Annotated in this window: 26 protein-coding genes; 16 read left to right on the top strand and 10 right to left on the bottom strand. The window is 72.7% G+C overall.

Features of this window, described 5'->3' with window-relative positions; translation table 11 throughout:
• Window positions 1–48: 48 nt before the first annotated feature.
• Window positions 49–786, top strand: coding sequence for a VOC family protein (locus ACGFMM_RS13530; RefSeq protein WP_393646090.1), 738 nt, complete (start codon window positions 49–51; stop codon window positions 784–786).
• Window positions 787–800: 14 nt separating this feature from the next.
• On the opposite strand, the gene ACGFMM_RS13525 is transcribed toward ACGFMM_RS13530, so the two are convergent.
• Window positions 801–1,646, bottom strand: coding sequence for a HEAT repeat domain-containing protein (locus ACGFMM_RS13525; RefSeq protein ID WP_393646089.1), 846 nt, complete (start codon window positions 1,644–1,646; stop codon window positions 801–803).
• Between the two features lie 121 nt (window positions 1,647–1,767).
• Here ACGFMM_RS13525 and ACGFMM_RS13520 point away from each other — a divergent pair, with 121 nt between their 5' ends.
• Window positions 1,768–2,280, top strand: coding sequence for a DUF1203 domain-containing protein (locus ACGFMM_RS13520; protein WP_393646087.1), 513 nt, complete (start codon window positions 1,768–1,770; stop codon window positions 2,278–2,280).
• An 11-nt stretch (window positions 2,281–2,291) separates the two neighbouring features.
• On the opposite strand, the gene ACGFMM_RS13515 is transcribed toward ACGFMM_RS13520, so the two are convergent.
• Together ACGFMM_RS13515 and ACGFMM_RS13510 are read right to left on the bottom strand one after the other, a co-directional pair.
• On the bottom strand, window positions 2,292–2,531 hold the full coding sequence (locus tag ACGFMM_RS13515; RefSeq protein ID WP_393646085.1) for a hypothetical protein: 240 nt from the start codon (window positions 2,529–2,531) through the stop codon (window positions 2,292–2,294).
• Window positions 2,532–2,601: 70 nt separating this feature from the next.
• Window positions 2,602–3,054, bottom strand: coding sequence for a VOC family protein (locus ACGFMM_RS13510; RefSeq protein WP_393646084.1), 453 nt, complete (start codon window positions 3,052–3,054; stop codon window positions 2,602–2,604).
• Window positions 3,055–3,076: 22 nt separating this feature from the next.
• Between ACGFMM_RS13510 and ACGFMM_RS13505 the strand changes: the two genes are divergently transcribed.
• From ACGFMM_RS13505 to ACGFMM_RS13495, 3 genes are all read left to right on the top strand, one after another.
• Window positions 3,077–3,688 (top strand): CGNR zinc finger domain-containing protein, encoded by a 612-nt coding sequence (locus ACGFMM_RS13505; protein WP_393646082.1) that lies wholly within the window; start codon window positions 3,077–3,079, stop codon window positions 3,686–3,688.
• A 105-nt stretch (window positions 3,689–3,793) separates the two neighbouring features.
• Window positions 3,794–4,228, top strand: a complete 435-nt coding sequence (locus tag ACGFMM_RS13500; RefSeq protein WP_393646080.1) for a hypothetical protein — start codon at window positions 3,794–3,796, stop codon at window positions 4,226–4,228.
• Between the two features lie 29 nt (window positions 4,229–4,257).
• Window positions 4,258–4,587, top strand: coding sequence for a DUF6401 family natural product biosynthesis protein (locus tag ACGFMM_RS13495; RefSeq protein ID WP_393646079.1), 330 nt, complete (start codon window positions 4,258–4,260; stop codon window positions 4,585–4,587).
• A gap of 2 nt (window positions 4,588–4,589) precedes the next feature.
• Here ACGFMM_RS13495 and rarD read toward each other — a convergent pair whose 3' ends face one another.
• A complete protein-coding gene (rarD, locus tag ACGFMM_RS13490) occupies window positions 4,590–5,582 on the bottom strand; it encodes an EamA family transporter RarD (RefSeq protein ID WP_393646078.1) in 993 nt (330 codons plus the stop codon).
• Window positions 5,583–5,681: 99 nt separating this feature from the next.
• Entirely contained in the window at window positions 5,682–6,548 is an 867-nt protein-coding gene (locus ACGFMM_RS13485; RefSeq protein WP_393646076.1) for an SDR family oxidoreductase, read from the bottom strand.
• A 98-nt stretch (window positions 6,549–6,646) separates the two neighbouring features.
• Here ACGFMM_RS13485 and ACGFMM_RS13480 point away from each other — a divergent pair, with 98 nt between their 5' ends.
• On the top strand, window positions 6,647–7,048 hold the full coding sequence (locus ACGFMM_RS13480; RefSeq protein WP_393646074.1) for a winged helix-turn-helix transcriptional regulator: 402 nt from the start codon (window positions 6,647–6,649) through the stop codon (window positions 7,046–7,048).
• Window positions 7,049–7,083: 35 nt separating this feature from the next.
• Here ACGFMM_RS13480 and ACGFMM_RS13475 read toward each other — a convergent pair whose 3' ends face one another.
• The 5 genes from ACGFMM_RS13475 to ACGFMM_RS13455 all read right to left on the bottom strand — a co-directional run bounded on the left by ACGFMM_RS13475 (window position 7,084) and on the right by ACGFMM_RS13455 (window position 13,774).
• Window positions 7,084–8,136: a 2-oxoacid:ferredoxin oxidoreductase subunit beta gene (locus ACGFMM_RS13475; RefSeq protein ID WP_393646073.1), complete on the bottom strand. Its 1,053-nt coding sequence runs from the start codon at window positions 8,134–8,136 to the stop codon at window positions 7,084–7,086.
• Window positions 8,129–10,087, bottom strand: a complete 1,959-nt coding sequence (locus tag ACGFMM_RS13470; protein WP_393646071.1) for a 2-oxoacid:acceptor oxidoreductase subunit alpha — start codon at window positions 10,085–10,087, stop codon at window positions 8,129–8,131. The genes ACGFMM_RS13475 and ACGFMM_RS13470 overlap by 8 nt, the downstream gene beginning before the upstream one ends.
• Window positions 10,088–10,253: 166 nt before the next feature.
• On the bottom strand, window positions 10,254–10,925 hold the full coding sequence (locus ACGFMM_RS13465; RefSeq protein ID WP_393646311.1) for a LuxR C-terminal-related transcriptional regulator: 672 nt from the start codon (window positions 10,923–10,925) through the stop codon (window positions 10,254–10,256).
• Window positions 10,926–11,143: 218 nt separating this feature from the next.
• Complete coding sequence (locus ACGFMM_RS13460) at window positions 11,144–12,430, bottom strand: sensor histidine kinase (RefSeq protein ID WP_393646069.1); 1,287 nt, start codon at window positions 12,428–12,430, stop codon at window positions 11,144–11,146.
• Window positions 12,431–12,556: 126 nt separating this feature from the next.
• Window positions 12,557–13,774, bottom strand: coding sequence for a sensor histidine kinase (locus ACGFMM_RS13455; RefSeq protein ID WP_393646067.1), 1,218 nt, complete (start codon window positions 13,772–13,774; stop codon window positions 12,557–12,559).
• 235 nt (window positions 13,775–14,009) lie between these two features.
• Between ACGFMM_RS13455 and ACGFMM_RS13450 the strand changes: the two genes are divergently transcribed.
• The 10 genes from ACGFMM_RS13450 to ACGFMM_RS13405 all read left to right on the top strand — a co-directional run bounded on the left by ACGFMM_RS13450 (window position 14,010) and on the right by ACGFMM_RS13405 (window position 23,904).
• The gene (locus ACGFMM_RS13450; protein WP_393646066.1) at window positions 14,010–14,435 is read left to right on the top strand and encodes an NADH-quinone oxidoreductase subunit A; all 426 of its coding nucleotides are present in this window, start codon (window positions 14,010–14,012) and stop codon (window positions 14,433–14,435) included.
• On the top strand, window positions 14,426–15,010 hold the full coding sequence (locus ACGFMM_RS13445) for an NADH-quinone oxidoreductase subunit B (RefSeq protein ID WP_393646064.1): 585 nt from the start codon (window positions 14,426–14,428) through the stop codon (window positions 15,008–15,010). The genes ACGFMM_RS13450 and ACGFMM_RS13445 overlap by 10 nt, the downstream gene beginning before the upstream one ends.
• Window positions 15,007–16,287 carry an NADH-quinone oxidoreductase subunit C gene (locus tag ACGFMM_RS13440; protein ID WP_393646063.1) on the top strand — a complete coding sequence of 427 codons (1,281 nt, stop codon included), beginning with the start codon at window positions 15,007–15,009 and terminating at the stop codon, window positions 16,285–16,287. Before ACGFMM_RS13445 ends, ACGFMM_RS13440 begins: the two co-directional genes overlap by 4 nt.
• Window positions 16,284–17,249: an NADH-quinone oxidoreductase subunit H gene (locus ACGFMM_RS13435; RefSeq protein ID WP_393646061.1), complete on the top strand. Its 966-nt coding sequence runs from the start codon at window positions 16,284–16,286 to the stop codon at window positions 17,247–17,249. Before ACGFMM_RS13440 ends, ACGFMM_RS13435 begins: the two co-directional genes overlap by 4 nt.
• Before the next feature lie 108 nt (window positions 17,250–17,357).
• Window positions 17,358–17,879 (top strand): 4Fe-4S binding protein, encoded by a 522-nt coding sequence (locus tag ACGFMM_RS13430; RefSeq protein ID WP_393646059.1) that lies wholly within the window; start codon window positions 17,358–17,360, stop codon window positions 17,877–17,879.
• A complete protein-coding gene (locus tag ACGFMM_RS13425) occupies window positions 17,876–18,427 on the top strand; it encodes an NADH-quinone oxidoreductase subunit J (RefSeq protein WP_393646057.1) in 552 nt (183 codons plus the stop codon). The genes ACGFMM_RS13430 and ACGFMM_RS13425 overlap by 4 nt, the downstream gene beginning before the upstream one ends.
• Window positions 18,427–18,798 carry an NADH-quinone oxidoreductase subunit NuoK gene (gene nuoK, locus ACGFMM_RS13420; RefSeq protein ID WP_393646055.1) on the top strand — a complete coding sequence of 124 codons (372 nt, stop codon included), beginning with the start codon at window positions 18,427–18,429 and terminating at the stop codon, window positions 18,796–18,798. The genes ACGFMM_RS13425 and nuoK overlap by 1 nt, the downstream gene beginning before the upstream one ends.
• Window positions 18,795–20,774: an NADH-quinone oxidoreductase subunit L gene (locus ACGFMM_RS13415; protein WP_393646053.1), complete on the top strand. Its 1,980-nt coding sequence runs from the start codon at window positions 18,795–18,797 to the stop codon at window positions 20,772–20,774. Before nuoK ends, ACGFMM_RS13415 begins: the two co-directional genes overlap by 4 nt.
• A 32-nt stretch (window positions 20,775–20,806) precedes the next feature.
• Window positions 20,807–22,360, top strand: a complete 1,554-nt coding sequence (locus ACGFMM_RS13410) for a NuoM family protein (RefSeq protein ID WP_393646309.1) — start codon at window positions 20,807–20,809, stop codon at window positions 22,358–22,360.
• A gap of 44 nt (window positions 22,361–22,404) precedes the next feature.
• Window positions 22,405–23,904, top strand: a complete 1,500-nt coding sequence (locus tag ACGFMM_RS13405; protein ID WP_393646307.1) for an NADH-quinone oxidoreductase subunit N — start codon at window positions 22,405–22,407, stop codon at window positions 23,902–23,904.
• The last annotated feature ends 2 nt before the right edge of the window (window positions 23,905–23,906 follow it).

The raw sequence follows: 23,906 nt of genomic DNA, 5'->3' as shown, positions 1-23,906 counted from the left end.
AGGGCCGGGGGCCCGGCCCGGCCGGCGGCGGCTTCTAGGATCTGCGGCATGGCGACACGACTCGTGCAGATCAACATGAAGGCCCAGGACGACTCCGCGCTCGGCCGGTTCTGGGCGGAGGCGCTCGGCTGCGGTGTCGACAGCGAGGGACCCGGCGTGACCAACCTCGAACCCGTGGGCTTCGCCTACCCCGACCCCGTGGCCGTCTGCATCGACATCATCGCCCGCCCGGAACCGAAAACGGTGAAGAACCGGGTGCACCTCGATCTGGCGACCACCTCGACCGCCCATCAGGCGGAGCTGGTCGCACGCCTGAAGGGCCTCGGCGCGACGCTCGCCGACGTGGGTCAGGGCGATGTCCCCTGGACGGTCATGGCCGACCCGGAGGGCAACGAGTTCTGCGTTCTGGAGCCCCGTCCGGTCTACCAGGACGCCGGGCCGATCGCCGCGGTGGTGGTCGACTGCACCGACCCGCGGGCGATGGCCCGGTTCTGGGGCGAGGCGATGGACTGGACGGTGCACGAGGTCGCCGACGACCACGCGACCATGCGCTCCGCCCAAGGCGTCGGCCCCTACCTGGAGTTCGTCCGCACCCCCGACACCAAGAGCGTGTGGAACCGCGTCCACCTCGACGTCTGCCCCTACCCCGGTGACGACCTGGAAGCAGAGGAAGCCCGACTGCGCGCCCTGGGCGCCACCGACCCCGGTATCGACCAGTCCGCGATCCCCTGGACGGTTCTGGCCGACCCGGAAGGCAACGAGTTCTGCCTCCTCACGCCGCGCTGACCTCGAGCAACGGCTCAGGCCGGTTGCGAGTCCTCGTCGTCGGCGTTGTCGTCCTCGTCGGCGGCGAGGTCGGCGAGCGTCTCCAGTGCGTCGGCGACCGCCTCGCGTACGTCCGGGTGCGGATCGTCCGCCAACTCCCGCAGCAGGTCCTGCACTCCGGGCGTACGCCAGTACGCCACGGCCTCGACGAGCGCGGTGCGGACGGTCGGGTCGGGGTGCCCGGCGAGGGCGGCGAGACGGGGGAGCGGCCCGCGGCGGCGCATCCCGTACCAGCGCAGTGCCTCGCTCAGCGCCGCCGCGTCGCCGCGCGCCTCGGCGGCGTCGAGCCGGGCGAGCAGTACGCGGGGCGGGGGCGGCGGACCGTCGAACGGGTGCGGCCGGCGGCGGCGCAGCCGCTGGGAGCCGTACTCGCCGCGGACCCGGCAGCCGTAGCAGGTGCAGGGGGTGCGGCCGTGCGCGTCGGGGAAGTACCGCCAGCCGTTGACCTGTCGGACGGGCCGGATCGCCCGGACCTCCCGCGCGGCGACCGGCCGCGGCAGGAACACCTCCCAGCCCCGGGGGTCCTCCAGCGCGGTGATCCGCCGCACCGCCTCGGCCGCGGTCGTCATGACCGGCTCACGGTCGTTGTACCGCCCCACCCTCACCGTCTCCGCGTCCGCCAACCGCACATGTACGGCGACGAGTTGCCGTGGTCCGGGGCGGCGGGACAGTTCGCGCAGCCACTGATGGGTGAGCGTGTACGAGGGCAGTACGGGAAACAGGAACACGCCCCGCCACTCCCCCCGCCCCTGGGCCCGGAGCCCGCCGCGCCGCACTCGGGCGCTGTTGGCGGCGGGCGTGAGATGCACGAAGGTGACCATGGGGCCCGATGCTACGGACCGGCCCGGTGTCCGGCCGCCCGGCCCGGTGTCCGGCGAGGAGCGCGAACACGGCGTCCGATTACCGCCGGTGTCGGCCTCGCCCGCCCGCGAGGCTGGCCGCATGACCACCTACACCGCACTGCCCATCCCGCCCGCCGCCCTCGCCGAGCTGCGCCGTACCGATGACTCGGGGCGGCCCTGCGTGCCGTTCACCGCGGACGAGGAAGCCGCCGGAAGCCCGTTGCGGTGCTGTCTGCGCGGTGCGCGGGCGGGGGAGCGGATCGCGCTCGTCTCGTACGCCCCGCTGCGGCGCTGGGCCGCCGAGTCGGGGGCGCGGCCCGGGGCGTACGACGAGCAGGGGCCGGTCTTCGTCCACGCCGAGGACTGCGGCAGGCCGGCCGCCCGGCCCGACGCGTACCCGTTCGACCAGCCCGGCGCACTGCGCACCCTGCGTCGCTACGACGCCGGCGGCCGGATCGTCGGCGGGCGGCTCCTGGAGATTCCACGGGAGCCGGCCGAGGGCTTCGACAAGGCGTTCGCGGAGGCGTTCGCCGACCCGGACGTCGTTCTCGTGCACGTCCGGGCCGTCGAGTACGGCTGCTTCCAGTTCGAGGTGCGGCGCCCGGCCGCGTAGGACCGTCTCGGCTACTTGGAGTGGTCGATGACGTTCCCGTTGGAGCAGTTGTTGGCGTGGTCCCCGACCCAGTCGCCCAGGACGGGCACCACCGCGACCTCCTGCAGGCACACGGCGGCGGCCGTGAAGTTCCAGTTGTTCGCGGCGTTGACGGCGCCGCCGAAGTTGCTGTCGTTGTCGGCGTGGGCGGGGGAGGCGAGGGCGGCGGCGCCCGCGAGGGCGAGCGCGGCGGCCGTGGCGATCTTGTTCATGACCGGGTGAACGACCGGTGCCCGCTCGGGGCACGCCGCTTCATCCCTCCTGCGCCCCCGGCCCGAACCGTCAGTGCACGCAGAACTCGTTGCCCTCGGGGTCGGCCATGACCACCCATGAGCCGCCCTGCTCCGCGACGCGGCGCAGCACGCTCGCGCCCAGGCCCTCCAGGCGGCCGACCTCCGCGTCCCGGGTGTCCGGGGCGGTGTGCACGTCGATGTGGAGCCGGTTCTTGCCGGACTTCTTCTCCGGGACGCGCTGGAACAGCAGCCGGCGGCCCAGACCGGTGCCGGAGCCGGGCTCGTACGGATCGTCCGGATGCCGGACGGCGGCGAGATCACGCCATGCGGACCGCCCGTCGTGGGTGAGCGTCGCCTCGGCGGGGACGGCCCCGGCGGAGAGCAGGCGCTCGACGAGCGCGCTGTGGTCCTCGACCAGATACCCCAGGGTCTCGGCCCAGAACGCGGCCTGGGTGTGCGGGTCGTTCGCGTCGATCACGAGCTTCCAGTGGAGAGTCGTCATGCTAACCACTTATACTGGTTACGTGACCGAGACCGCAACGACCACCGCCATGACGCTTCGTCACCGGGACGGCCAGGTCTTCCGGTTCGACGCCGGGGCGCTCTGTCTGGAGCTGCTGCTCACCGGCGGCCCGGGGCCGGTGGCCGCGCAGTACGAGGTGCTGGACGGGGTCGAAGGGCTCCACGCGTGGGTGCGCGACTGCCGGCTCGACCCGGGGCTCGACGTCGCCGTCTCCCCGGAGGAGCTCGCGGCCGTACGGGCGACCCGCGACGCACTGTGGCGGCTCGCACTCGCCCGGGCCCAGGGGGAGCCGCTGCCCGTGGCCGACCTCGACGTCCTGAACGCGGCTGCCGCCTCCGCCCCGCTCGTCCCGCGGATCGCCCCGGACGGGAGCCGGGCGTGGGCGCCCGGGGCCACCGGCACGGCGCTGCTCGCCACGCTCGCCCGGGACGCCGTGGACCTGCTCACCGGGCCGTACGCGGACCGGATCCGCGTCTGCGGCGCGGAGAACTGCGCGCTGCTGTTCGCCGACACCTCGCGGCCCGGCCGCCGCCGGTGGTGCTCGATGGACCGGTGCGGCAACCGTCAGAAGGCGCGGGCGCATCGCGCCCGCGCCCAGGCGGAAGGTTCGTGACGGGAGTTCGCGTCAGGCGGGAACGGCCTCCGCCTCCGCCGCCTCGCGGGCGTCGTACGCCTCCGCTTCGAGCACGGGCTCGACGGCCTGCCGCTGACGCTCGCGGTGCTCGCGGCCGGACTCGTCCTCGCCGGGGTGTTCGTCGCGGTGGAGCGGCGGGCCGCCGCCCCGCTCGTCCGGCTCGGGCTGCTGCGGCAGGGCTCCGTGGTCCGCGCCGATCTCGGGGCGCTGCTCTTCGTCGGCGCCTTCTTCGGGCCGCTCACCATCGCCGGCACCGACGGCGTCGCCGAGGAGGAGCAGGGGCTGGCCGGCGGACTGCTCACCACGGCCACGCAGTTCGGCTCGGCGGTCGGCATCTCGGCGGTGACCGCGGTGTACGGGATCGTCGGCGGCGGCCTTTCCGGCTTCCGCGCGGCCCTGGTCGTCCCGGTCGCGATGGTCGCGCTCGGGGCCGTGGTCGGCGCGGTGGGGGCGCGGGCCCGGACGGCGCCGGCCGAGCGCGCGGACCTCGCCGGGGCTGCGACCGAGGTCACGGTCTGAACCGTCCGGTACGGACCTAATGTAGAGGGATGAACGATTCGCCCGACTGCCCCCTGGTCGGCGTCGCCGCTGCCTATATGCCCCGGCTCTCGGAGTTCACCTTCGAGCCGGGGCTGGTGGCCGCCGTCGACCAGCACGCGGCGGCCGTGTGCGACGCTCTGGTGCCCGCGCAGCGGCGCCCGGTGGACGTTCCGGAGAGCCGGTCCCCGCGGCGCGAGGACCTCTCGGACTACGTGCTCGGCTTCACCGACCGGCTCTCCCAGGGCGACTGGGTCGAGCCGGTCGGGCACGACTTCGCCACCCTGCGCCTGACGGCGGTCTGCTGGCTGATCCGGGAGTACGACCTCCTGGGGGCCTGACGTCACACCCGGTCGGAGGCGGCGGCCGGGGCCGCCGCGCCCGCTTCCGCCGCGGCGGTCTCCGCGGCGTTCTCCGCGGCCGCGGCGGCCAGCCGGGCGGCTTGCGCGCGGGTCCTGCGCGCGGTGCGCAGCGCGTCCCACGTGAGCAGCGTCAGCGCCAGCCAGACCAGCGAGAAGCCCGCCCACCGCTCGGGCGGCATGGCCTCGTGGAAGTACAGGACGCCGAGGGAGAACTGGAAGACCGGGGCGAGGTACTGCAGCAGGCCCAGCGTCGACAGCGGCACCCGGATCGCGGCCGCGCCGAAGCAGACCAGAGGGGCGGCGGTGACGATGCCGGTGGCGGCGAGCAGCGCGGCGTGGCCGGCGCCGTGCGCGCCGAAGGCGGCCCCGCCGGTCGAGCCCAGCCAGAGCAGGTAGGCGAGGGCGGGCAGGAACTGGATCGCGGTCTCGGCGGCCAGCGACTCCAGTCCGCCGAGGTTGACCTTCTTCTTGATCAGCCCGTAGATCGCGAACGAGAACGCCAGAGTCAGCGAGATCCACGGCAGCCGCCCGTACCCGACGGACAGCACGAGCACCGCGGCGAAGCCGATGCCGACCGCCGTCCACTGCGCGGGCCGCAGCCGCTCGTTGAGGAGCAGCACGCCCATGGCGATGGTGACCAGGGGGTTGATGAAGTAGCCGAGGGAGGCCTCGACGACCTGGCCGGAGTTGACCGCCCAGATGTACAGGCCCCAGTTGACGGTGATGACGGTGGCGGCCAGGGCCAGCAGGCCCAGCTTCTTCGGTGCGGCGAGCAGTTCGCGCACCCAGCCCCAGCGGCGCAGCACCAGCAGCGCGAGGCCGACGACGGCCAGCGACCAGACCATGCGGTGGGCGAGGATCTCGATCGCCCCGGCCGGCTTGAGCAGCGGCCAGAAGAGCGGGACCAGGCCCCACATCCCGTAGGCGCCGATCCCGTACAAGAGCCCTGCCCGACCCTCGTTCTCCGTCTTCACCGAACCTCCTGCCCACCCGCCGCGGGTTACACCGTTCCGGTGAACGGTAGCGCCGCGAGGGGCAGGCTGTCATGTCCGTACCGCAATACGGTCATGACTTCATGCGGAGGGCAGGGCCGCGGCGATCGTCTCGGCGATCGGGGTGGTCGGGCGGCCGATCAGACGGGAGAGGTCGCCGCTGGTCGCGGCCAGGGCGCCGCGCCCGATGGCCTCGTCGACGTCGACGAGGATCTCGGCGAACGGGGCCGGGACGCCTGCGCCGGTGAGGATCTCCAGGTGCGCGGCGGCGGGGACGTTCCGGTACGCGATCTCCCGGCCGGTGCGGCGGGCGACCTCGGCCGCGTACTCGGCCAGCGACCAGGCGGTGTCGCCGCTCAGCTCGTAGGCACGGTTCAGGTGCTCCCCGGCCGGGCCGGTGAGCACGGAGGCCGCGGCGGCGGCGTAGTCGGCGCGGGCGGCGGAGGCGATCCGGCCGTCGGCGGCGTTGCTCACGACCGCGCCGTGCGCGAGGACGGGGGTGAGGTTGCCGGTGTAGTTCTCGGAGTACCAGCCGTTGCGCAGGAGGGTGTACGGCAGTCCGGAGCCGAGGATCAGCCGCTCGGTCTCCCGGTGCTCGTCGGCGAGCCGGAAGTCGGCCTCGGGGCCGCCGAGGATGCCGGTGTACGCGAGCTGGGCGACGCCCGCGGCCTTGGCGGCGTCGATGACGGCGGTGTGCTGCGGGACGCGCCGGCCGACCTCGCTGCCGGAGATCAGCAGCACCCGGTCGCCGGCCCGGAACGCCCCGGCCAGCGTCTCGGGCCGGTCGTAGTCGGCGATCCGCAGTTCGACGCCGCGCTCGGCGAGGTCGGCGGCCTTGTCCTTGTCGCGGACGACCGCGACGACGGAGGCGGCGGGGACGGTGGCGAGCAGCTCGTCGATGACGAGGCGGCCCAGCTGTCCGGTGGCTCCGGTGACGACGATGCTCATGGCGTTCTCTCCGTAGGTCGTTCGTTCGTGGGGTACTCACTCACCGTACGAAGGGCACGAACTTTTCGAAAGTACCCACTTTGAAGTAAGGTACTGGCATGGGAGTGAGTGCGGATCAGGACCGAACGCTGCCGCGTCCTTACGTGGACGACGCGATGTGCCCCCAGCGGCTCGTGCTGGAGCACGTCACCAGCCGCTGGGGCGTGCTCGTCCTGATCGCGCTCCTGGAGCGCTCGTACCGGTTCAGCGAACTGCGCCGCGCCATCGGCGTCGTCACCGAGAAGATGCTGGCCCAGACCCTCCAGACCCTGGAGCGGGACGGCTTCGTGCACCGCGACGCCAAGCCGGTCATCCCGCCGCGGGTCGACTACAGCCTCACCGCGCTCGGCGAGGAGGCCGCCCGGCAGGTCTGGGAGCTGGCCCGCTGGACCGAGCGGCGGCTGCCGGCGGTGGAGGCGGCGCGCGCGGAGTACGACGCGCGAAGGGCGCCCCTCGACTGAGCGAGGAGCGCCCTTTCACGAGGGTCGCGGCCGGGTCAGCCGACGACCGTCCAGGTGTCGTTGCCGGTCAGCAGTGCGGCCAGGTCGCCCTTGCCGTGCTGCTCGATCGCCGCGTCCAGCTGCTCCGCCATCAGCGTGTCGTACACCGGCCGCTCCACCGACCGGAACACCCCGATCGGCGTCTGGTGCAGCGTGTCCGGGTCGGCGAGCCGGCTGAGCGCGAAGGCCGTGGTCGGCGTCGCGGCGTGCGCGTCGTGGACCAGGAGGTCCGCCTCGTTGTCCGGGGTCACCTCGACGACCTTCAGGTCGCCGGTGCGCCGGTCGCGGACGACGCCCTTGTGCCCGTCCACGCCGAAGCGGACCGGCTGCCCGTGCTCCAGACGGATCACCGCCTCCTCGGCCTGGTCCTTGTCCTTCAGGACCTCGAACGCGCCGTCGTTGAAGATGTTGCAGTTCTGGTAGATCTCCACCAGCGCCGTGCCCGGGTGGTCGGCGGCCTGGCGCAGTACCTCGGTGAGGTGCTTGCGGTCGGAGTCGACCGTCCGGGCCACGAAGCTCGCCTCGGCGCCCAGGGCCAGCGACACGGGGTTGAAGGGCGCGTCCAGCGAGCCCATCGGCGTCGACTTGGTGATCTTGCCGAGCTCGCTGGTGGGGCTGTACTGGCCCTTGGTGAGCCCGTAGATCCGGTTGTTGAACAGCAGGATCTTCAGGTTCACATTGCGCCGCAGCGCGTGGATCAGATGGTTGCCGCCGATCGACAGCGCGTCGCCGTCGCCGGTCACCACCCACACCGACAGATCGCGGCGCGAGGTGGCCAGACCGGTCGCGATGGCCGGGGCGCGGCCGTGGATGGAGTGCATCCCGTAGGTGTTCATGTAGTACGGGAAACGGGACGAGCACCCGATCCCGGAGACGAAGACGATGTTCTCCTTCGCCAGGCCCAGCTCCGGCATGAAGCCCTGCACGGCCGCGAGGACCGCGTAGTCGCCGCAGCCCGGGCACCAGCGGACCTCCTGGTCCGACTTGAAGTCCTTCATGGACTGCTTGGCCTCGGCCTTCGGCACCAGGTTCAGGAGCGACTCAGTCATCGATGACCTCCTTGAGCGCCGCGGCGAGCTGCTCGGCCTTGAACGGCATGCCGTTCACCTGGGTGTGACTGCGCGCGTCGACGAGGTAGCGCGCGCGGACGAGGGTGGCCAGCTGTCCCAGGTTCATCTCCGGGACGACGACCTTCTCGTACCGCTTGAGGATCTCCCCGAGGTTCTTCGGGAAGGGGTTGAGGTGGCGCAGGTGGGCCTGGGCGATCGGGCGGCCGGCGAGGCGCAGCCGGCGCACGGCGGCCGTGATCGGCCCGTACGTCGAGCCCCAGCCGAGGACCAGCGTCTGCGCGCCGTCCGGGTCGTCGACCTCCAGGTCCGGGACGTCGATGCCGTCGATCTTCGCCTGCCGGGTGCGGACCATGAGCTCGTGGTTGGCCGGGTCGTACGAGATGTTGCCCGTGCCGTCCTGCTTCTCGATGCCGCCGATGCGGTGCTCCAGGCCGGGCGTGCCCGGCGGGGCCCACGGGCGGGCCAGGGTCTCCGGGTCGCGCTTGTACGGCCAGAAGACCTCGGTGCCGTCGTCGAGGGTGTGGTTCGGGCCGGTGGCGAAGCGGACCCGCAGGTCGGGCAGGGTCTCCGCGTCCGGGATCCGCCAGGGCTCGGAGCCGTTGGCCAAATAGCCGTCGGAGAGCAGGAAGACCGGCGTCCGGTACGTGAGCGCGATCCGGGCCGCCTCCAGGGCCGCGTCGAAGCAGTCGGCCGGGGTCCTCGGGGCGACGACCGGGACCGGGGCCTCGCCGTTGCGGCCGTACATGGCCTGCAGCAGGTCGGCCTGCTCGGTCTTGGTCGGCAGGCCCGTGGACGGGCCGCCGCGCTGGATGTCCACGATCAGCAGCGGCAGCTCCAGGGAGACCGCCAGGCCGATCGTCTCGGACTTCAGCGCCACACCGGGGCCGGAGGTGGTGGTGACGCCGAGCGCCCCGCCGAAGGCCGCGCCGAGCGCGGCGCCGATGCCCGCGATCTCGTCCTCGGCCTGGAAGGTGCGCACGCCGAAGTTCTTGTGCTTGCTCAGCTCGTGCAGGATGTCCGAGGCCGGGGTGATCGGGTACGAGCCCAGGTAGAGCGGCAGGTCGGCCTGGCGGGAGGCGGCGATCAGGCCGTACGACAGGGCCAGGTTCCCGGAGATGTTGCGGTACGTGCCGGTAGGGAACGCCTTCGTGGCCGGGGCCACCTCGTAGCTGACCGCGAAGTCCTCGGTCGTCTCGCCGAAGTTCCAGCCGGCCCGGAACGCGGCCACGTTCGCCTCGGCGATCTGCGGCTTCTTCGCGAACTTGGCCCGCAGGAAGTTCTCCGTGCCCTCGGTGGGCCGGTGGTACATCCAGGACAGCAGGCCGAGGGCGAACATGTTCTTGCTGCGCTCGGCCTCCTTGCGGGAGAGCCCGAAGTCCTTGAGCGCCTCGACCGTCAGCGTGGTCAGCGGCACCGGGTGCACGCGGTAGCCGGACAGTGAGCCGTCCTCCAGCGGGGAGGTCTCGTAGCCGACCTTGGCCATGGCCCGCTTGGCGAACTCGTCCGTGTTGACGATGATCTCGCCGCCCCGGGGCACGTCCCCGATGTTGGCCTTCAGGGCGGCCGGGTTCATCGCGACCAGCACGTTCGGCGCGTCGCCCGGGGTGAGGATGTCGTGGTCCGCGAAATGCAGCTGGAACGAGGAGACGCCGGGCAGGGTCCCGGCGGGGGCCCGGATCTCGGCGGGGAAGTTCGGCAGCGTCGAGAGATCGTTCCCGAAGGACGCGGTCTCGGAGGTGAACCGGTCACCCGTGAGCTGCATACCGTCGCCGGAGTCACCCGCGAAGCGGATGATCACGCGGTCCAGACGGCGTACTTCCTTCGCGGCGCCGTTCGTCGCCGGGGCGCTGCGCTGCTCCCCGACGACTGCCTCATTGGCCTCATCGGCCTCGTCGGCCTGATCGGCCGGGCTACTGACCTGGCTGGTCACTGAACTGGACCTCCTTCGAGGCGGCTGGTCGCGACCGGATCACCGGTCCTCCCAAGGCCAACCCTACGTCGATGAGGGGCGCGGTTCTTGGTTGTCCGCCCGTCTCCGGCCGCTGAGTCGTCCGGAGCGGGCTGACGGTGTGTCAGATGTTGAGGATTCCAGGAATCTATGATTCGAGGTAGGTCAGCACGGCCAGAACCCGACGGTGGTCTCCGTCACTCGGGGAGAGCCCCAGCTTCAGGAAGATGTTGCTGACATGCTTCTCCACCGCGCCGTCGCTCACCACCAGCTGGCGTGCGATCGCCGAATTCGTCCGGCCCTCCGCCATGAGCCCCAGGACTTCCCGCTCCCGCGGGGTCAGGCCCGCGAGCACGTCCTGCTTGCGGCTGCGGCCCAGCAGCTGCGCGACGACCTCGGGGTCCAGCGCGGTGCCGCCCCGGGCCACCCGGACGACGGCGTCCACGAACTCGCGCACCTCGGCGACGCGGTCCTTCAGCAGATAGCCGACGCCCGTGCTGGAACCGGCCAGCAGCTCGGTGGCGTAGCGCTCCTCCACGTACTGCGACAGCACGAGCACGCCTATCCCCGGATGATCCTTCCGCAGGGTGACGGCCGCGCGGACCCCCTCGTCCGTATGGGTGGGAGGCATCCGCACGTCGGCGACGACGACGTCCGGGGCCGCGCCCTCGGCGGCGAGCTTCGCCACCGTCTCCACCAGGGCCTCCCCGTCGCCGACGCCCGCGACGACCTCGTGCCCCCGATCGGTCAGCAACCGGGTCAGGCCCTCCCGCAGTAGCACCGAGTCCTCGGCGATGACCACCCGCACCCTGTCTTCCACGACCTGCTGCCCCCATGTCTCGACGGCTCGGCGCGCTGTCACGCCTTGCACATCCAGCATCGCAGCTTCACGCCGTAGTCACGGGGCGGGACCGATCGTTGTCGGTCAACTGGCGAGCGGCTCCAGCCCCGCCTCAGCCGGGCTGGAGGCCCGCCCTCGCCGGCGGGACCTGGGGCCGCGCTGCCGGCGGGACCCGGACCGCCCCCGACGGCCCGGGCTCAGGCGCGCCAGGGCAGCTCGGCGGTGACGGTCGTCGGGCCGCCGGCCGGGGAGTCGACAGCGAGGATGCCGTCGACCGCGTCCAGCCGCTCCGCCAGCCCCGCGAGCCCGCCGCCGGACCCCACGCCCGCCCCGCCGCTCCCGTCGTCCCGCACCTGCAGCATCAGCTTGTCGCCCGTCCGCCACACGTCCACCCAGGCCCGGCGGGCCCGCGCGTGCTTGGACACGTTCTGCAGCAGCTCGGACACCGTGAAGTACGCGATGCCCTCGATCGCCGGGGCCGGCCGTGACGACAGGTCCACCTCGACCGAGACGGGAACCGTGCAGCGGGCCGCCACTGCGGACAGCGCGGCGTCGAGACCGCGGTCGGTGAGGACCGCCGGGTGGATGCCCCGGGCGAGGTCGCGCAGCTCCCGCAGCGCGGTCTTCACCTCGCCGTGCGCCTCCTCGACCAGCCGGGCCGCGCTCTGCGGGTCGTCGGCGAGCTTCTCCCGGGCCGCGCCCAGGTCCATCGCGAGCGCGACGAGCCGGGCCTGCGCGCCGTCGTGCAGGTCGCGTTCTATTCGGCGCAGGTCGGCCGCCGCGGTGTCCACCACCACGCCGCGGTCCGTCTCCAGCTCAGAGACCCGCGAGGCCAGCCGCGACGGGCCGAGCAGCCCGGCGACCAGCAGCCGGTCGACGAACGTCAGGCCGCGCAGGATCCAGGGCGTGACCAGCACCAGGGCCAGGCCCACCAGGCTGGTGAGCGCCAGCTCCGTGGAGGAGTCCAGGACGATGCTGTGGGTGCCGTCCCCGTAGAGCTGGATGCCGTCCCCGCCGACGTGCACGGGCAGGGCCCACCGCCACAGCGGGTAGGTGAGCGCGGCCCAGCCGTACGTCCAGAAGGTCACCGCGACCACGAAGGCGAAGACCGCCCACGGCAGGTGCACGAACCCGTACAGCAGGTGCCGCCAGGACACGCCGCTCTTGAGCACGGCCCCCGTCCACGCCATCGCCCCGCCGCCCGCGGCGCGCACCGGCGCGGGATCGGCCACGTCGGACCGCAGCAGCGCCCGCGCACGGGCCCGCTCCAGCGTCCCGAACCCCCGGCACACCGCGAGCCCGCCGGCGAGGACCGGGATGCCGAGGAAGGTGATCAGCAGCCCGGCGCCCAGCGCCAGCGTGGTGACCGAGAGCGCGAACGCGAGGACGCTCAGCGGCAGACTCAGCAGCAGATATCCGAACTCGCGCCAGGTCCGCGCCTCGATCGGGGCCCGCAGCGCGGCGGGCAGGCGATGAAGAGCCATCTCTCGCTTCCGTTTCTCCCGGTTCCGACCCTGTACTCCAAGCCTCCCGACCGGCCGCCCTCCGGACCATGAGGCCGGTGGGTCTCTTGAACCGGGGGTTAACCCCACCAGGGCGCCCGCCTCCCGCTACTTCTTCGCGGGGGCCGCCGTTCTGGCGCGCCACGGCAGCTCCGCCGTGACCGTGGTGCCCTCGCCCTCCGGGGAGGCGACGACGAAGAGACCGTCCACGGCGTGCAGGCGGTCGGCCAGGCCCTTCAGGCCCGTACCGGCGTCCAGCCGGGCGCCGCCCCGGCCGTCGTCGCGGACCTGGAGCAGCAGACGGTCCGCCGTGCGCCAGACCTCGACCGTGGCGCTGCGCGCCGCCGCGTGCTTGGAGACGTTCTGCAGCAGCTCCGAGACCGTGAAGTACGCGATGCCCTCGATCGCCTCGGCCGGCCGCTCGTCCAGGTCCACGCTCACCGTCACCGGCGCCGTGCACCGCGCGGCGACCGACGACAGCGCCGCGTCCAGCCCCCGGTCCGTCAGCACCGCGGGGTGGATGCCCCGCGCCAGGTCCCGCAGCTCCTGCAGCGCCAGCTTCACCTCGCCGTGCGCCTCCTCGACCATCGCCGCGGCGGCCTCCGGGTCCTCCAGGAGCTTCTCCTTCGCGAGCCCCAGCCCCATCGCCAGCGCGACCAGCCGGGCCTGCGCGCCGTCGTGCAGATCGCGTTCTATTCGGCGCAGGTCCGCCGCCGCCGTGTCGACGACGACCCCCCGGTCCGACTCCAGCTCCGCGATCCGCCGCTCCAGCTCGTCCGACGGGGACAGCAGGCCGCGCACCATCGCCCGGTCCGCGTTCGACAGCCCGCGCGTGACCAGCGGCAGCAGCGGCCACAGCACCACCAGCGACACCAGCGTCAGCGCGAACGTCAGCACCCCCCACGGCAGCCGGATGAAGTCGTACAGCACCGTCCGCCACGCCACCGGGTCCTTCAGCCGCGACCACGCCCAGCCAAAGAGGCCGCCCCGGCTCGCCGGCAGCGGGCTCGGCTCGTCGACCCGCACCCCGAGCAGCGCCCGCGCCCGCCGCCGCTCGAAGCGGCCAAGGCCGCGGGAACCGGCCAGGCCGACGGCCAGCCAGGGCAGCCCGATCACGGTCACCGACAGGCCTATGCCGAGGATCACCGTCACCACCACGTACACGAATCCCGCCAAGGCCATCGGCAGGTTCGCCAGCAGATGTGCGACCTCGCGCCAGGTGCCGCCGTCGACGGCGGCGATCCGCGCGCGGCGCGGCCGGACGGCGGCGGCGTCAACAGTGGCGCCGGCGTCAACAGCGGCCTCGACAGAAGTACGGGTGTCCATGTCGAACAGCCTGCCGGTCCGGTGATCCCGATGCCATGGGGTTCCTCGCACACCTTCCCTGGGGAAAACCCCACCCGTCCCACCGCGCCCCCGCCCCGGCCCGACCCCGGCCCGACCGAGCGCAGGCGTCCGGCATGCGGCACGACTGCTTACCGTGGCCTTATCAGGGCCTAGACTCCCGTGCGTACAGACAGATCGTCGAACGGGCAGAACGGGCAGGGAGCGAGGGGCGGACGTGCCGGAGACGACGACAGTGACGACGGTGTCGACCGCGTCGACCGGACTCGCCGCGGCGGACTACTTCGAGGGCTACTCGGTCGTAGGGCTGCTCGCCGTCATCGGCGTGCTGTTCGTCGCGATCGCCTTCGGCGCGGGCCGGCTGCTGCGGCCGGTGGTACCGACACCGGAGAAGCTGCTCACGTACGAATGCGGCGTCGACCCCGTCGGCGAGGGCTGGGCGCACACCCAGGTCCGCTACTACGTGTACGCCTTCCTCTACGTGATCTTCGCCGTGGACTCGATCTTCCTGTTCCCCTGGGCGACGGTGTTCGCCGCGGACGGATACGGCGCGACGACGCTCGTCGAGATGTTCATCTTCCTCGGCTTCCTGGCCGTGGGACTGCTCTACGCGTACAAGAAGGGCGTCCTGACATGGACGTGAGCCCCGCCCCCGTGGACCTGCCGGAGCCGAAGCGGCTCGGCGTCCTCTCCCGCCTGGCCCCGGAGCCGATGAAGGTGGTCCTGAACTGGGGCCGCCGCTACAGCCTCTGGGTGTTCAACTTCGGCCTGGCCTGCTGCGCGATCGAGTTCATCGCCGCGTCCATGGCCCGGCACGACTTCATCCGGCTCGGTGTGATCCCGTTCGCGCCTGGGCCGCGACAGGCCGACCTCATGATCGTCTCCGGCACGGTGACGGACAAGATGGCGCCGGCGGTCAAGCGGCTCTACGAGCAGATGCCCGAGCCGAAGTACGTCATCTCCTTCGGCGCCTGCTCGAACTGCGGCGGTCCCTACTGGGACTCGTACTCGGTCACCAAGGGCGTCGACCAGATCATCCCCGTCGACGTGTACGTGCCCGGCTGCCCGCCGCGGCCCGAGGCGCTCCTCCAGGGCATCCTCAAGCTCCAGGAGAAGATCGCCCGCGAGAGCCTGGGCGAGCGGTACACCACGCCGTCCGTGACACAGCTGACCAGCGACCTCGTCGCCCCGCCGAAGCCGGGCGGTGACGACGCGTGAGCGCGAACCCGGAGCGGTACGACGGACTCCCGGAGACCGTCACCGAGGTCTTCGGCCCCGGGGCGACGGCCGAGCGGGCGTACGACCTGCTCACCGTCGACGTCCCCGCCGACGCCTGGATCGCCGCGCTGACGACCGCGCGGGACGAACTCGGCTGCACGTTCTTCGACTGGCTGAGCGCCGTCGACGAGCCCGGCGCCGGCTTCCGCGTCTGCGCGCACGTCGCCGCCCTGGAGGGCGGCCGGGTGCGGCGCCTCATGCTGCGGACGACCGTGCCGCACGACGCGGCGACGCTGCCCACCGCGGTCGACGTGTACGCGGGCGCGGCCTGGCACGAGCGCGAGACCTACGAGATGTTCGGCGTGACCTTCACGGGCCACCCCAACCTGGTGCACCTGCTGCTCCCCGAGAACTTCGAGGGCCACCCGCTGCGCAAGGACTTCGTCCTCGCGGCGCGCGTCGCGAAGGCGTGGCCGGGCGCCAAGGAGCCGGGGGAGTCGGAGCACGGCGGCCCCAAGCGCCGCCAGATGCTGCCGCCCGGCGTCCCCGACCCCAACGAGTGGGGCCCGCTGAAGGGCCAGCTCCCGCCCGCCCCGGAACGCCCGGCCCGTGCCGCCCGCACGGCCGCGGCCGGCGACCGCCCGGTCCGCCGTACCCGCACCGCGAGCGAGGGCTCGGCCAGCCGGCCGGCCCCCGAGGCGGAGGCGGGCGCCCCGGCCGCCGGCCCGCGCCGTACCCGTACGGCCGCGGAAGGTTCGGCCGGCCAGGCCGGTGCGCCCCCGCGCCGGAGCCGCACCGCGAGCGCCGGCTCGGCGAGCCAGCGCGGCGAGGCGGCGGAGACGCCGGCCGCCGACGCCCCGGCCCCCGCCGCGGACGAGCGCCCCCGCACCTCCGACGCCCCCTGGCACCACGCCCGCCCGGCCTTCGACGAACCGAAGCCGAAGCCGAAGCCGGAGCCTAAGGCGGAAGCGGAGCGGGAGCCGGAGGCGGAGCCCGCCGCGGACAAGAAGCCCGAGCCCGCGCAAAAGCCTGAGGCCGAGAGGCCCAAGCCCGCGCCGAAGCCCGACGAGGCCGAGAAGCCGAAGCCCGCTGCCGAGCCCGAGCCTGCCGCCGAGCCCGAGCCTGCCGCCGAGCCCAAGCCCGCTGCCGAGCCCGAGCCTGCCGCCGAGCCCAAGCCCGCTGCCGAGCCCGAGCCCGCGCCGAGGCCCGAGGCCGAGAAGCCCGCCCCCGACGACCCCCCGTCCGCCACCCCACCCGCCGGAGGCGATTCCGCGTGAATGACGCACTCGACGTCGTCCTCCGGCTGCTCGCCGTCTTCGTCGCCTTCCTCCTGCTGCCGCTCGTCGTCGGGCAGACCGAGCACAAGGTGATGGCGCACATGCAGGGCCGGCTCGGCCCCATGTACGCCGGCGGGTTCCACGGCTGGGCGCAGCTCGTCGCCGACGGCGTGAAGTTCGCGCAGAAGGAGGACGTGGTCCCGGCCGCCGCCGACCGCAGGGTCTTCCAGCTCGCGCCGGCCGTCGCCCTCCTGCCGTACCTCCTCGTACTCGTCGCGATTCCCATCGGCCCCGGTGACGGGCAGGTCGGCCAGCTCGTCGACGCGGGCGTGTTCTTCGTCCTCGCCGTCATGGGCGTCGGCGTGCTCGGCAGCCTGATGGCCGGCTGGGCCTCCGCCAACAAGTTCTCGCTGCTCGGCGGCCTGCGGACGGCCGCCCAGCTGCTCGCGTACGAGCTGCCGATGCTGCTCGCCGCCGCGTCCGTCGCGATGGCCGCCGGCACCGTCTCGCTGACCGGCATCCTCGACGCGTTCGAGTGGTGGTGGCTGCCGTGGCAGATCGTCGGCGCGCTGGTGTTCTTCGTCGCCGGTCTCGCCGAACTCCAGCGGCCTCCGTTCGACATGCCCATCGCCGACTCCGAGATCATCTTCGGTGCGTACACCGAGTACACGGGTCTGCGCTTCGCGCTGTTCCTGCTCGCCGAGTACGCCGGAATCGTCGTCCTCTGCGCGCTCACCACCGTCCTCTTCCTCGGCGGCTGGCACAGCCCGTTCGGCGGCGAGGGCCTCGGCTGGCTGTGGACGCTGCTCAAGACCGCCGTCCTCGCCTTCGTCGTCATCTGGCTCCGCGTCTCGTACCCGCGGCTGCGCGAGGACCAGCTGCAGAAGCTCGCCTGGACGACGCTCGTCCCGCTCGCCCTCGCGCAGATCGCGCTCACCGGCATCGTGAAGGTGGCGATCTAAATGCCCAACCCGTCGCCCGACCACCACCCCTCAACGACGCCCTCCGGGCGGCCCCGTTCATTCCCCGGATCCGGCCTCGCCAAGGGCCTGGCCGTCACCCTCCGCACGATGACGCGGAAGTCCCACACCGCGCAGTACCCGGAGGTCCAGCCCCAACTCCCGCCGCGCAGCCGCGGCGTGATCGGGCTGTTCGAGGAGAACTGCACGGTCTGCATGCTCTGCGCCCGCGAGTGCCCGGACTGGTGCATCTACATCGACTCCCACAAGGAGACGGTCCCCGCCGCCGCCCCCGGCGGCCGCGAGCGCAGCCGCAACGTGCTCGACCGCTTCGCCATCGACTTCTCGCTCTGCATGTACTGCGGCATCTGCATCGAGGTCTGCCCCTTCGACGCGCTGTTCTGGTCGCCGGAGTTCGAGTACGCCGAGACCGACATCCACGAGCTCACCCACGAGCGCGACAAGCTGCGCGAGTGGATGTGGACCGTGCCGGAGCCGCCCGCGCTCGACCCGCGCGCGGAGGAGCCCAAGGAACTCGCCGCCGCCCGCAAGGCCGTCGAGAAGGCCGCCGCCGCCGAAGCCGCCGCCGAAGCCGCGGCCCAGGCCGACTCCGCCGAGGGGGACGCGCAGTGAACCTCGCCGCCGCCCACCCCGGCTTCCTCTCGCCCACCGGCGTCGAGATCGCCTTCGTCCTCGTCGGCCTCGCCACCCTCGGCGCGGCCGTCGTCACCGTCACCACCCGTCAGCTGGTGCACGCCGCCCTCTGGCTGGTCGTCGCCCTCGGCGGGCTCGCCGTCGAGTACCTGCTGCTCACCGCGGAGTTCATCGCCTGGGTGCAGGTGCTGATCTACGTCGGCTCCGTCGTCGTGCTCCTCCTGTTCGGTCTGATGCTCACCAAGGCGCCCATCGGCCGCTCCCCGGACGCCGACTCGGGCAACCGCCCGGCCGCCCTCGTGGTCGCCGTCGCCGCCGCGGCCGCCCTGGTCTGGGTGGTCGTCGACGCCTTCCGCGCCACCTGGATCGACCTGGGCGGACCCGTCCAGGGCTCCACCAAGGTGTCCGGCGAGATGCTGTTCCGCCACTGGGTGCTGCCCTTCGAGGCGCTCTCCGTCCTGCTCCTCGCCGCCCTGATCGGCGCGATCGTGCTGTCCCGCAAGGGCGACAAGGAGGACGCGCGCTGATGCACCTCGCCTACCCGGCCGTCCTCGCCGCCCTCCTCTTCTCCGTCGGCCTGTACGGCGTCCTCGCCCGGCGCAACGCGATCCTGGTCCTGATGTCCGTCGAGCTGATGCTCAACGCGGTCAACCTCAACCTGGTCGCCTTCGACGTCTGGCTCCGCGACACCCTCCACGCCGGCCAGGCCCTGACCCTGTTCACCGTCGCCATCGCCGCCGCCGAGATCGGCATCGGTCTCTCGATCGTCCTGATGGTGTACCGCAACCGCGGCACCTCGGACGTCGACCGGCTCCGCGACACCAAGGAGCCCGACGCGCCCCTCGGCGAGACCCCGACCCCCGCCACCGGCGACGAGAAGGCGGAGGCCACCGCGTGACCACCACGACCCTCGCGGTCCTCGTCCCCGTCCTCCCCTTCCTCGGTTCGCTCGCCGGCCTGCTCCTCGGCCGGACCGTGCCCGGACTCGTCCGCCCGCTGGCCGTCCTGCCGACGCTCGGCGCGGCCGTCCTCGCGGCGCTGGTCGCGGCCCGCCAGGGCGGCGGGAAGGCCATCGACGCGGCCACCCAGCTCACCCCGACCGGCTCGGTCCCGATCGATCTGGCCCTGTACATCGACGGCTTCGCCGCCCTGGTCGCCGTCCTCGTCGGCGTCGTCGCGTCCTGCGTGCAGATCTACTCGACGGGCTATCTGCGCCACGACCCGCGCTACTCCTCGTACGCGGCCCTCGTCTCGCTCTTCACCTCCGCGATGCTGCTGGTCGTCTACTCCGGCGACCTGATGCTCCTCCTGGTCGGCTGGGAGATCATGGGCATCTGCTCGTACTTCCTGGTCGGCCACTACTGGGAGACCCCCGAGGCGCGCTCCGCGTCCCTGAAGGCGTTCCTGGTCACCAAGCTCGGCGACGTCCCCTTCCTGATCGGCCTGTTCGCGCTCGCCGTCGACGCAGACTCCTTCCGGATCACCGAGATCCTCCACACCGTCGACACCCGTGGGCTCGACCACCCGACCCTGATCGCGCTGCTGCTGCTCGCCGGCGTCGCCGGAAAGTCCGCCCAGTTCCCGCTGCACACCTGGCTCCCCGACGCCATGGCCGGCCCCACCCCCGTCTCGGCGCTCATCCACGCCGCGACGATGGTCGCCGCCGGCATCTACTTCGTGGCCCGGCTGATGCCGGTCTTCGCCGCCTCGGCGGCCGCGATGACCGTGCTCGCCGTCATGGCCGCGGTGACGATGGTCGGTTCGGCGCTCGCCGCGCTCGCCCAGGACGACATCAAGCGCGTCCTCGCCTACTCGACCATCGGCCAGCTCGGCTACATGGCCGGCGCGCTCGCCGTCGGGAACCCCGGTGCGGCCGTCTTCCACCTCCTCTCGCACGGCGCCTTCAAGGCCCTGCTGTTCCTCGCCGCCGGCGTCGTCATCCACGCCGCCGGCACCAACTCGCTCTCCGCGATGTCCCGCATGCGCGGACTGGCCGGGCGGGTCCCGGACGCGTACTGGACGATGACCGTCGCCCTGCTCGCGCTCGCCGCGATCCCGCCGTTCGCCGGCTTCTTCTCCAAGGAGGCCGTCCTGGTCGCCGCCGAGCACACCACGCTCGGCGACAGCACCGTCGCTCCCGCCGGAGCCGGCTGGATCGTCCTGATCGCCGCCCTCCTCACCGCCCTCGGCACCGCCGCGTACGCGATGCGCCTCTGGCTGCTCGCCTTCCACGGCCGCGGCGCCGAGGCCCCCGAACACGGCCGCCAGCCGATCGCGATGAACGCCGTCCTGTGGGTGCTCGCCGTCCCGTCGCTCGGCTTCGGACTCACCGTCGCGTACCTCGACGACTGGTTCGACAGCGAGGCGCTCACCCCGACGGTCACCACGGCCGTCCTCGGCACCGGCCTCGCCCTGGTCGGCTCGGTGATCACCTACGCGGTCTGGAGCAGCCTGCGGACCAAGGCGCCCGCCCCCGCGCCGGCGCCGACCGTCGCCCACCCCGACGCCGAGGCCGGCACGGTCGAGGCGGAGGCGCTGCACCTGCCGCACCCGTCCGAGGACCCCGCCGACCCCGGCCGGCTGCTCCTCGGCCCGCTGCACCGCCACGCGGCCGTCGGCTTCCACCTCGACGCCGTCTACGACCGCCTGTTCGTCCGTCCCGTCGTCGCGGCCGCGGGCCTGGTCCGCTTCCTGGACCGCGAGGTCGTCGACACGTATGTGAACGGCGCCGGCAGCGGCACCAAGGGCCTGGGGTGGCTGGTCCGCAAGGCCCAGACCGGCAACGTGCAGACGTATCTGAGCGTGCTGCTCGCCGGTTCCGTGGTCCTGGCGGTCGCCGCCGTCGTCCTTGCCAACGTCAACGCGGGGTCGTGAGCCGAGCCGTGATCGATATCAGCGAATCCGTGATGCAGTTCCTTCTCGCATTGATCGTCGCCGGCCCGCTCATCGGCGCGGCCGCGGCTCTGCTGCCCGCCCCGCCCGGGCTGAAGGGGAAGTCGCCGGACCAGGCCGTGCTCCGCCACGGCGTGACGGTCACCGGTGTGGTCCTGGCCGCCACGATCGTCCTCGCGCTCGGCTTCGACCACGACCAGCCGTCGAGGATGCAGGCCACGACGGACATCAAGTGGATCCCCGCGATCGACGTGCGGATCCACCTCGGTGTCGACGGCATCTCCCTCCCCCTTCTGGTCATGACGGCGCTGCTGACGTTCCTCTGCGCGCTGTACAGCTACTTCAAGATGCCCGCGGGCCCGTCCCCCAAGGGCTTCGTGGCGCTGCTCCTCGTCCTCGAGTCCGGCACGCTGGCGACCTTCGCCGTCCTCGATCTCGTGCTGTTCTTCCTGGCGTTCGAGATGGTGCTCGTCCCGATGTACTTCCTGATCGCCCGCTGGGGCGGCGAGGGCCGGCAGGCCGCCGCCTGGAAGTTCATCCTCTACACGCTGCTCGGTTCCGTGGTCATGCTGCTCGGCCTGCTCCTCATCGGCGTGAAGGCGGGCACGTTCGACATGGTGGCACTCGCCGCTGACAACGGCCGCGGACTGACCACGGCCGTGCAGGTCATCGCCGTTCTGGCGATCGGCGTCGGCCTCGCCGTGAAGACCCCGATGTGGCCGCTGCACAGCTGGCTCCCGGACGCCCACACCGCCGCCCCGACCGTCGGCTCGGTCCTCCTGGCCGGCGTGCTGCTGAAGATGGGCACGTACGGCTTCGTGCGGATCCTGCTCCCCGTCGCCCCCGACGGGATGCGGATCTTCGCCCCGTACCTCGCCGCCTTCGCCGTCGCCGGCATCGTCTACGGTTCGCTGGCCTGCCTCGCCCTCGCGAGGCCCGGCAACAAGGGCGACCTCAAGCGCCTCATCGCGTACTCGTCCGTCGGCCACATGGGCTTCGTCCTGCTCGGCATCGCGACCATGACGCCCACCGGCGTCAACGGCGCGCTGTTCGCCAACATCGCCCACGGTCTCATCACCGGCCTGCTGTTCTTCCTGGTCGGCGCGGTGAAGGACCGGTACGGCACCGCCGACCTCGACACCCTCGCCGGGGCCACCGGCGCCGCCCTTTACGGCCGCGCCCCGCGCCTCGGCGGACTGCTCGCCTTCGCCGCCGTCGCCTCCCTCGGCCTGCCCGGTCTTGCGGGCTTCTGGGGCGAGATGCTGGCGCTGTTCGGCGCGTTCGAGCCGGCCGAGGGCCTCAGCCGCCCCGCGTTCCTCACGTTCATGGTCATCGGCGGCTTCGGCACGCTGCTCACCGCCGCGTACCTGCTCGTCGTCGTCCGCCGCGTCTGCATGGGCGGCGTGCGGCCGGCGGGCGAGGCGGAGATCGCCGACGTCCAGGGGTACGAGTTCGCCGCCTGGACCCCGCTCGCCGTCCTCACCGTCGTCGCCGGGCTCTGGCCCGCGGTCCTCCTCGGCCTCACCGACCCGGCCGTGCAGCAGCTCCTCGCCGGAGGCAAGCAGTGACCCCTACCGCCGCAGGCCCCGCCACGGGAGCCGCCGACGCGAGCGTGCTCCACGCCGCCGACGCGAGTCTCGTCCAGTCCGTCGACTGGCTGGCGATCGCGCCGCCCGTCCTCCTCGCCGTCGTCGGCGTCGCCGTCCTCGTCGCCGATCTGTTCCTGCCGGCCTCGCGCAGGCAGCTGCTCGGCTGGACCTCGATCGCCGGCCTGGTCGCCTCGATCGCCCTGCTGGTACCGCTGCGCAAGGGCGACCGCTCGACCTTCTGTCTCACCACCGACGTCCAGGCCTGCAGCTACACCGCCGACCGCTTCACCCTGGTCATCCAGCTCCTGGTGCTCGGCGGCGCCCTGCTGACCGCGCTGCTGTCCGTCACCGAGACGAAGGAGCGGCTGCCGGCCGGCGAGTACTGGTTCCTGCTGCTCTCCTCGGCCGCCGGCGCGGCGCTGCTGCCCGCCTCCCGGGACCTCGCCACCCTCGTCGTCGCCCTCGAAGTGGCCTCGCTGCCCGCGTTCGCGCTGGTCGGCCTGCGCCGCGGGGACCGGATGTCGAGCGAGGCGGCGCTGAAGTTCTTCCTCTCCTCGGTCACCGCCACCGCCGTCACCCTGCTCGGCGTCAGCTTCGTGTACGCCGCGACCGGCACCCTCCACCTGACCGAGCTGGCGCACCTGCTCGACGACGTCCCGGCGCAGCTGGACGTCCTCGCCCAGACCGGAGTCGTGCTCACCCTCGTCGGCTTCGCCTTCAAGACGGCGGCCGTGCCGTTCCACTTCTGGGTGCCGGACACGTACGTCGGCGCGCCGTTGCCCATCGCCGCGTACCTCTCCGTCGTCGGCAAGGCGGTGGGTTTCACCGGCCTGATCCTGGTGACGGTCGTGGCGTTCCCGACGTACGCGGACGTCTGGGGCCCCGCGCTGGCCGTGCTGGCCGCGCTGACCATGACCGTCGGCAACGTGGCCGCCGCGCGCCAGGCCGCCGACCGGCCGTGGAGCGCGGTCCGGCTGCTGGCCTGGTCGTCCGTCGCCCAGGCCGGCTATCTGCTGGTGCCGATCGCGTCCGCCGCGTACTCCAGCGACGACCAGATCGGCGCGACGGTCGCGTACGCGCTGATGTACGCCGTCGTGAACCTGGGCGCGTTCGCGGTGGTCGCCCTGGTGGGGCGTACGCACCCGCAGAACCGGATCGCGGACTACCGCGGCCTGTACGCCTCCCGCCCGGTCACCGCGCTGGTGCTCGGCTTCTTCCTGCTCAACCTGGCCGGACTGCCGCCCGGTATCATCGGCCTCTTCGCCAAGGTCACGGTGTTCTCCTCGGCGGTGGACGCGGGCCTCGGCTGGCTGGCCGTCGTCATGGGCGTGAACGTCGTGATCGGCCTCTACTACTACCTGCGGTGGACGGCCGTCCTGTTCCGCGCGCCCGAGGGCGAGCCGGTCCGGCACCGGGCGCCGGCCCCCGTGACCGTGGCGATCGTGCTGACGGCCGTCGCGGGCGTCGTGCTGTCGGGGTACCCGCAGTTCGCGCTCCGCTTCGCGGCGACCAGCCTCTTCTGACC

It is taken from the genome of Streptomyces sp. NPDC048604 (assembly GCF_043199435.1).
Lineage (GTDB): Bacteria > Actinomycetota > Actinomycetes > Streptomycetales > Streptomycetaceae > Streptomyces.
Note: the sequence above shows the minus strand (reverse complement) of the source record. Positions and strands in the feature narration are given on the sequence as shown.